This is a genomic window from Nonomuraea sp. K271, from assembly GCF_009908215.1.
Lineage (GTDB): Bacteria > Actinomycetota > Actinomycetes > Streptosporangiales > Streptosporangiaceae > Nonomuraea > Nonomuraea longispora.
In genome coordinates this window covers 1-8,420 of sequence record NZ_JAAAHR010000263.1, presented here as the reverse complement: position 1 = coordinate 8,420, position 8,420 = coordinate 1, and the positions used below count along the sequence as shown (strand labels likewise).

6 protein-coding genes and 1 pseudogene are annotated in these 8,420 nt (G+C 69.9%); 5 read left to right on the top strand and 2 right to left on the bottom strand.

The window, feature by feature from the left end; translation table 11 throughout:
- The 5 genes and pseudogenes from GUY59_RS44795 to GUY59_RS44775 form a co-directional block, all read left to right on the top strand.
- Positions 1-662: pseudogene (locus GUY59_RS44795) on the top strand (spermidine synthase); the annotation flags it as partial.
- A 129-nt stretch (positions 663-791) separates the two neighbouring features.
- Positions 792-1,034: a hypothetical protein gene (locus tag GUY59_RS44790; RefSeq protein ID WP_138208289.1), complete on the top strand. Its 243-nt coding sequence runs from the start codon at positions 792-794 to the stop codon at positions 1,032-1,034.
- Complete coding sequence (locus tag GUY59_RS44785; RefSeq protein ID WP_138208288.1) at positions 1,031-3,133, top strand: hypothetical protein; 2,103 nt, start codon at positions 1,031-1,033, stop codon at positions 3,131-3,133. The genes GUY59_RS44790 and GUY59_RS44785 overlap by 4 nt, the downstream gene beginning before the upstream one ends.
- Positions 3,134-3,181: 48 nt before the next feature.
- Entirely contained in the window at positions 3,182-3,727 is a 546-nt protein-coding gene (locus GUY59_RS44780; protein ID WP_138208287.1) for a hypothetical protein, read from the top strand.
- Between the two features lie 63 nt (positions 3,728-3,790).
- Entirely contained in the window at positions 3,791-5,008 is a 1,218-nt protein-coding gene (locus tag GUY59_RS44775) for a cytochrome P450 family protein (RefSeq protein ID WP_138208286.1), read from the top strand.
- 235 nt (positions 5,009-5,243) lie between these two features.
- Here the strand turns inward: GUY59_RS44775 and GUY59_RS44770 are convergent, their stop codons facing one another.
- Together GUY59_RS44770 and GUY59_RS44765 are read right to left on the bottom strand one after the other, a co-directional pair.
- Positions 5,244-6,650, bottom strand: a complete 1,407-nt coding sequence (locus GUY59_RS44770; protein WP_252375242.1) for an LCP family protein — start codon at positions 6,648-6,650, stop codon at positions 5,244-5,246.
- Between the two features lie 683 nt (positions 6,651-7,333).
- A partial coding sequence (locus GUY59_RS44765) for a neutral zinc metallopeptidase (RefSeq protein ID WP_236668115.1) occupies positions 7,334-8,420 on the bottom strand: 1,087 nt, incomplete at its 5' end.

Sequence of the window (8,420 nt, the reverse complement as noted above, 5' to 3'; positions counted from 1 at the left end):
CCCCCGCCCCCGCCGACGACGACCGCCCGTTCCTCTACCTCAAGGACGCGACGATCCCGCCGATCTACATCATCACGCTCGGCCTGATCCTCATCGTCAGCCTCCTCGCCGTCCGCGTCGTCGCGGGCCCCTACGACCGCATGCGGCCCTACGCCGACCTGTTCCTGCTGGGCGTCGGGTTCATGTTGCTGGAGACGAAGAGCGTGACCGGGTTCGCGCTGCTGTTCGGCACGACGTGGGTGGTCAACGCGATCGTCTTCGCCGGCGTGCTCGTCGCGGTGCTCGCCGCCGTCGAGGTGACCCGCCGCTTCCGCACCCCGCCGCTGCCCGTCATGTACGGCGTGCTGTTCGCCGGCCTGCTGCTGGCCTGGCTGGTGCCGAACGCGTGGCTCCTGTCCCTGCCGCTGCCGCTGCGCGCGGTGGCCGCGGTGACCGTGGCCTTCCTGCCGATCTTCGCCGCCAACGTCGTCTTCGCCAAACGCTTCGCCGACACCGCCGACGCCACGACGTCCTTCGGCGCCAACCTGCTGGGTGCCATGGTGGGCGGCTGCCTGGAGTACGCCGCGCTGGTCATCGGCTACAAGGGGCTGCTCATCGTGGCGGCCGTGCTCTACGTCGGGGCGCTGGTGCTGCTGCCGAGGAAGAAGGGCGCGCTGGTGTGACATGAGGGGCGTGCGGTTCGCGCCATAAACGTTCGGCATGGTCCGCGCTTCCCCGGCGCCCTTGCGGTTGACTGGCGTGGAGAAGTGCGGCGAGTGCCGCCTCCTCTTCGGGAGCCTCGGAGGAGCGAGATGCCTGAGCCCGATCGCGAGGCGATGCAGGCTGCCGTGGTACGCATCCAGCGGCTGTCCGACGAGCACTGGTGGACGCTCCACCAGGTGTGCGGGCTGATGCGGGGGAACGCGTGGGTGGGCCCGGCCGGGCGCAGGTTCGGCGAGGAGGTGCACGCGGCCGAGCGCGGGCTGCGTGAGATGTTGTCCAAGGCCGTCGCCGACGCCAGACGCAAACTCGACGCCCTGCCGGAGCGGCCATGAGCGCCGGCCCCGACTTCACGGGCGTCAAACGGCCCGAGTTCGACACCATGGCCGACCAGCACACCGCCGCCGCCGGCCGGCTCGCCGACCTCGCCATCCGGCTGCACGGCGAGCTGGCGGCCGCCGGCCTCGACACCCTGCCCGCCACGCGCATCCGCGACCTGGCCAGGCAGGCCCGGACCCAGGCCGAGGACCTGCGGCGGCGCCGGCGGCTGGTCGACGAGCTCGAACGCGAGAAGGTCGTCTTCGGCACCTCCACCGCCGCCGGCTCGTTCCTGCCGCTGCCCGACAAGCTGGAGACCGGGCAGGCGATGCTGGACGGCGCCGCAGCCGCCGACGCGGCCATCGCCGCCCACACCAAATACCCCAGGGGCAAGGTGCTGCCCGAGCAGCTCGCCGTCATGCAGCGGTACGCCGCCAAGATGCACGACCCCGCCTTCGCCAGAGCGTTCATGAGCAGGCTCGGCGCCAGGGGCGTGACCGACCTGGCCAACGCCATCCGGCAGGAGAAGGCCTCCTGGGAGCGCGCGGGAGACCACGAGGGCGCCAAGCGGGCGGCCGCCCAGGGAGATCACGTCCTGCGGATGCTGAGCACGACGCTGGCCGCCGTCACCGACCCCGACGGCCCCGCCTACCTCGGCGCCGGGTTCCTGCAGCGGCTCAAGGCCGCGGGCCGCACCTCCAGAGACGTTCACAGCGTGACGGGCGGGCGGCCCACCGCCTACCACGACCTGGCCGACGTGCTGGGCGCCCATCCCGGCGAACCCCCGTACTCGGCGGAGTTCATGCGCACGGTCGGACGCGACATGATCGCGCTCGACCGCGAGGTCCACGACGCCCTCAGGAACGGAGAGGGAACGAAGGCGATGAGCGACATGCGCACCTTCGTCCCCGACCTGCTGCGGGCCGCCGCCGCCAGCCCCGCCGCGGCGCAGGCGCTCCTCGACCACACGCCCGCCGGCCGTACGACGACCAACCTCGACTACCTGCTGCACGACCGGGTGGCCTGGTGGACCGACAACCCCCACTCGACCGCGGACGACCGCGACGCCAGGGCGCTCGGCGCGGCGATGGAAGCCGCGATGAAGGGCTCCGACCCGGTCTCGCTCCGGCTGACCGCGGAGACCCTCAAGATCCTCGGCGCCGACCTACCCGCGCTCTACGCCCGCAACTCCGCCGAGAAACTCCAGCTCGCCGACCAGGCCGGCTTCGACCAGCGCGCATCGTTGCGGCCCGCGCTCGGCACCATCCTGTCCGCCCACATCGACGAGCTCGGCCGGATCGTCGCCGGCCGCAACGTGCTCAGGTCCGGCGTCGGCGAAACCCTGAGCGACCAGTCGGTCAACCGGCGCGACATCGACTACGCGCTGCTTCTCTCCACCAGCGACGACGCCGTGTTCGCCCAGATCACCAGGGCACAGGCCGAGCACACGCGCGTGGAGATCGACCGCATCTTCCCCCTCACCGACAAAGGCCCGCGCCTCGTCGACCCCCTCTCCATGGAGAGCAAGACCTTCGGCCACATCCTCGGCGCCCGCGAACAGGCCCTCTACTCGGTGGGCCGGGCCAACGAGGCCGCCGCCAAGGAGCTCGAGTCCATGGTGCGCTCCGCCATCGGCATCGTGCCCGTGCCCGGCAAGGAGTTCGCGGGCAAGCTGGCCGAGCAGGCGTTCAAGGGCATGCGCCTGGAGAGCTTCGCCAAGGAGGTGGCGGGTGAGGTGGGCGGAAGGCCGGGGACGTACGGGTTCGACAAGGGAGCGAGCTGGATCGCCGGGTTCTTCAAGAACGGCAAGATGCTCGACGAGTCGTACGCCACGGCGACGGAGAACCGGGAACTGGTCAACCGGTTGATGGAGCAGATGGTGGCCACGGCCACGGTGGCGCACGGCCAGCACGACGGCCAAGGCCTCAAGGGCCGCTCGTTCATCGACGAGAACGGCCAGATGAAGCCCATTGTCGAAATGACGCCTGCTGAGTATGACGACTTCCTCAACTGGGCCCACTATCACTCGCGATTCAGCAGTCTGACGATCGATGGCCAAGGAGTGTTGAATGACGGTGCTGAAGAGGCTCGCCGAAGCTTCAGGATCGCGGATTAGAGGGAGTGAGTGATCAAACTACGCGGGCTTGTTATATCTCTACTTGTCATGATGCTGGGCATCACCTCATGCGCCGGTGGCGAGCCCGTCCAGACTCCGGCCGCGCCGGATCTTCGTCCTGTCGTCGACCGATCGCCCTACTGGTGCGAGTTCATCTCACAGGAGTCCTTCCGCCGTATAACGGGAGACGCCAGGACCTACACCGATCGCAAGGACGGGACGTGGCGGGACGACGGCGGATGCATCGTGGAAGGCGGCGGGAACGGCGACCCTGCAGCCGTATGGTGGTCCAGAGTTGATGACAGCGTCAAACGGCTGGAACTCGCACATAAAAATTGGGACAGATCACGGCCGACCGCCCTGCCGGCTGAACTGGGCGAAGGATTCGCCGTCCACGCGGGCAACGACATGCTGGGTGGTCGGCCCTATTTCGTCATCTCACGCTTCTCCTGCGGAGGCGAGACGCTATGGATAGGAATAGATCTCAAGAAGGTGGCCAAGGGGCGTGATGCCATCAAGGACCTCACCGAGTTGATGCGGGTCGCGCAGCGGCGTTATGGCGTGCTGCACGAATGCGACCCGGGGCCTCCTTAACGGACCGGCCCATCGTTCATCGATCCAGGTCCCGATTCACCGGCGGCGGGGTAGGACTTCAGGATGCTCGAGGAGATGCTGCCCGGGGACGACGGGGTGCTGGCCGACCCGTATCCCGTCTACGCCCGGTTGCGGGAGTCGGGTGCGCCCCACCGCGTGACGTTGCACAGCGGCCTGTACGGATGGCTCGTGACCCGCTACGACGACGCCCGCGCCGCGCTGGCCGATCCCCGGCTCAGCAAGGACCCGCGCCACGCGCCGCCCGACTGGCAGGAGGCGGGCCGCGGGCGACCGCTTGAGGACCGGTCAGGGCTGGGCACCCATCTGCTCACCACGGACCCGCCCGAGCACACCCGGCTGCGCCGCCTGGTCACCCGCTACTTCACCCCGGGAAGGCTGGCGGCCCTGCGGCCGCGGATCGAGGAGCGGGCCGGCGCGCTCATCGACCGGTTCGCGGGGCGGGCCGGCGCCGAGCTGATCGGCGAGTTCGCCTCGCCGTTGCAGTTCGCCACGATCTGCGACGTGCTCGGCGTGCCGGCCGCCGACCGTACGGACTTCCAACGGTGGACCACGGCGGTCGTCACCTCGGGGGAGGGGCGGGACGGCGAGGCGAGGCCCGAGGCGCTGCGCCGCCTGGGCGCGTACGTGGGCGAGCTGGCCGCCGCCAAGCGGCGCGAGCCCGGGGACGACGTCATCAGCGCGATCACGGGGGCCGTGGACGAGGAGGAGCGACTGTCCGAGAACGAGATGCTGTCGATGATCTTCCTGCTGCTGGTGGCCGGTTACGAGACGACCGTCGGCCTCGTCGGGCTGGGCACGTACACCTTGCTGCGGCACCCTGGGCAGCTCGCCCGCCTGCGATCACAACCGGAGCTGATCGACCGGGCGGTGGAGGAACTGCTGCGCTACGACAGCCCGGTCGAGCTGTCGACCTGGCGCTTCGCCCTGGAGCCGCTGGAGATCGGCGGGGTGGTGGTACCCGCCGGGGAGCCGATCCTGGTGGCACTGGGGGCGGCCAACCGCGACCCCCGCCGCTTCCCCGGCCCGGACCGGCCCGATCTCGCCCGGGAGGACAACGCCCACCTGAGCTTCGGACACGGACCGCACTACTGCCTCGGGGCCATGCTCGCCCGCATCGTCGGCCGGGCCGCCCTGGGCGCCGTCGCCCGCCGCCTGTCCGGGCTCGCCCTCGCGGTGCCGCCCGAGACGCTGCGGTGGCGGGCCAGTCTGACGGTACGCGGCCCGCAGCGGCTCCCGGTGACCTTCGATGCCGTCACCTGAGCCGCGTCCGCCGTCCCGCGTCCGCCGTCCCACCCGCGACGGAGACGTCTGTCCGCTCCTGAGCGCGCCGTACAGACCTCGACGGGGCCAGACGGTGTCTCGGGCGCGCGGTGCCCGTCCGAGCGGTGTGTGCCCGTCTCTCAGCTCTGCGTGTCCGGGTCCCAGCCCGCTGGCCCCAGCCTGCTCGTCCAGGCCTCGGCGGGGCGTGCACAGGCCCGCCCCGCCGAGGCCGGGGTCAGAGGCCGCAGAGCTCGTCGAGGGACTTGGCGTCGCCTCCCTTGCCCTTCTGGCTGTTCCTGGTCGGCGTCTGCGTCGGCTGCGCGGCGCGGGTCTTCGTCGGGCTGGACGTGGCGGTCGGCGAGGAGCCCACGTGAGCCGTCTGCGCCTGCTTGGCCGGCCGGAGCGAGACGGCGATCGCCTTGCGCGACGCGGTACGGATCTTCGCCCAGTCGGGGTTGCCCGGCCAGAACTGCGGTGGTACGAACTGCAGGCTGGTGATCTTGGCGTCCTTGACCTTGACGGCCAGCTCCACCAGCGGCTGCACGAGGTGCTGCGGGATGTTGGTGCGCGCCAGCCGCTTGGCCGCACCGGCGATCTTGGTGAAGTTGGTGAGGATCACGGCCGGGGTGGCCTGCTGGGCGAAGGCGCCGATGACGCAGCGCTGGCGGCCCATGCGGGAGAAGTCGTCGCTGTTGACGCGGGAGCGGCCGTACCAGAGGGCCTCCTCGCCGCTGAGCCGCCGGTAGCCGGCTTTGATCGTGCCCGCCGTGCCGTAGAGGCCGCCCCACTTGACGTCCTGCTCGACCCGGATCTTGAGGCCGCCGATGGCGTCGACGAGGTCCGCGAAGCCGTACATGTTCATCATCGCGTAGTAGTCGATCTTGAGGCCGAGCGTGTGGCCGATGGCGTCCATGAGGGCTCGCGGGCCCTTGTTCTTGCCGCCCATGACCTCCGGGTGGTCGTTGGCGTACTGCCACACCTCGTTGAGCAGGCCGCCGTTCGGCAGCTCGGCCCGGAAGCCGCTCGGGAACTGGTCGTGCAGCGGCGACGAGGAAGGGAAGCGCACGTGCTGCAGATTGCGCGGCAGGCTGAACAGGATCGTGGCGCCGCTCTTGATGTCCACGCTGGCCACCGTCATGCTGTCGGTCCGCACACCGGTGCGGTTGCTCGCCGCGTCGCCGCCGATCAGCAGGAAGTTGACCCGGTCCTTGCCGTGCCAGGGGTCCTCGCCTTCCTTGGCCGCGGGCGGCACGTCGGAGTCGGACGACGACGGGAAGATGCCCTTGAGCGTGTTGCGGAAGGTCATCACGGTGTTCGCGGTCAGGGCGAACGGCGACATGACCGCCACGCACAGCACGCCGACCACGATGCCGGTGATCATCTGGCCCTGCTGGTTGAGCCTGCTGGGGTTGAGGACGACGTACGAGGTGACGAGCAACGCGAACCACGCCAGCGCGCCGATCGCGGCGAGGACCGTGATCGTCACGAGCATGCCGTCGCCGACCAGCGCGGCCGCGTTCCCCAGGTTCCCGGCGATGCTGAGCCCGTAGATCAGGCCGGCGAGCAGCAGCACCGCGTACACGCTGACGAGCACCAGCCCGATACGGCGCTGCCCGGCCCGCAGGTGTGCGGCGCCGGGCACGATGGCGGACAGCGCGGTCCATCCGAGGACGGAGGCGGGGGTCAGCGGCTTCGCGAAACGGGGCGGGGCGTTGCGCGGTGTGGCAGTGCGCGGTGGGGAGTTGCGCGGCGTGGGGCCGGAACCTGAACCGGAGCCGGAAGGGGAACCGGAGCGAGGGCCGGCGCCGCGTGGGGACGTGCCGCGGGGAGACGCCCCGCGCCGGGACGTGTCGCGCGGAGATGCTTCCCGTGGGGATGTGTCACGGGAGGACGTTTCGCGCGGGGATGCTTCTCGCGGAGATCGGTCGCGCGGGGCTCTGTCGCGTGGAGGCGTGTCGCGAGGAGACGCGTCTCGCGGGGATCGGTCGCGTGGAGGAGCGTCGTGAGGAGGCGTGTCGCGCGGCGGTGTGTCACGTGAAGGTGTGTCACGTGAAGGTGTGTCACGTGAAGGTGTGTCACGTGGAGGTGTGTCACGGGGGGATGGGGGACGCTGGGAAGCAGGGCGTGGACGGCGAGTGGGGCGCCGCTTCCTGCCTCCTGGCACGTTCTCTTCCCCATCCCGATTGCGCACACCCGGCTCCCTAATACGCCTACCAGGCAAAACTGACGTTTGCCCCCCATTGGGCACAAGATTGCCAGGATTCTAGTCCCCATACTCGGACAACAACGACATGTGCCCAACATGAGATGAACTTTGCCTTGACTTCAGGAGGTCGTAGAGGCCGACGCCAGCCACGTGTTGCACTGGTACGCCTTGTTCTTCGTCCAGCCCTGCCTGAACCACCGGTTGTTGTTGACCGGCTTGCCGTGGTCGCGCGGATAGCCCGGGTGGTCGCCCACCTGGCCGTAGAACCAGAACAGCCGGCTCCGGTTGGACGTGCTCACCGGGTACGAGCTCGCGACCGAGCGCATCCACATGCCGCCGAAGCACGTGGCCTGCAGCTCCAGCCGCCGGCTCAGGGCGAGCTTGGCGTTCCTGTTGGAGGTGTCCAGGGTGGAGCGCCACCACGAGTTCATCAGCCCCGTGATGTTCTGCACGTGGTGGCCGTACTCGTGGGCCATCATGCTGATGATCCCGCCGTGCCAGGAGATGATCTGGCCGTAGCCGCGGGCGTTGCCGTTGCCCCTGGACATGGCCGAGGTGGAGGCGTAGATCGTGTTGTTCTGCGGGCAGTAGTACGGCACGATGTTGCCCGGCTGCGGGTAGTCGCCGCACGCGCCCCTGCCCCGCCTGGCGGCGATGGCGTAGCTCGGCGGGCTGAACCTGATGCCCTGCTTCTCCAGGATGGGCTTCCACGCCCGGTCCATGCACTTGCCGGTTTTGAGGATCAGCGACTTGAGCTGGCTGTGGTTGAAGATGCTGGCGTTGCCCGCCGGGCACCTCAGCCTCGGCAGGATGCCCGCGCGGTACATCGAGTTGTTCTTCAGGCTGGTGTTGACCGTCTGCCGCGGCTCCTGCTCGGGCTCCTCCGTCTCCCGCTCCGTCGGCCGGCTCGTGGGCTCGCTGGTCGACGGCTCCTCGGTCGGCTCCTCCGTCCGCGTGCGCTCGGGCAACGGCTCGTCGTCGGTGGCGCGTTCCGAAGGCTCGTACGTCGGGATCGCGATCGGTCTCGAGGTCTCCGACCGTGACGCGCCCTTGAAGAACGCCGCCCCCACGACGATCAGTACGAACAGCGCCGCCACCGAGCCCAGCACGGCCCCGATCACCCCGATGGCCCCCATGCCCGACTTCTTGGGCGGTGGCGGATGCGGCCAGCGCAGCGTCGGCGGCAGCGGTGGCGGGGGAGGAGGG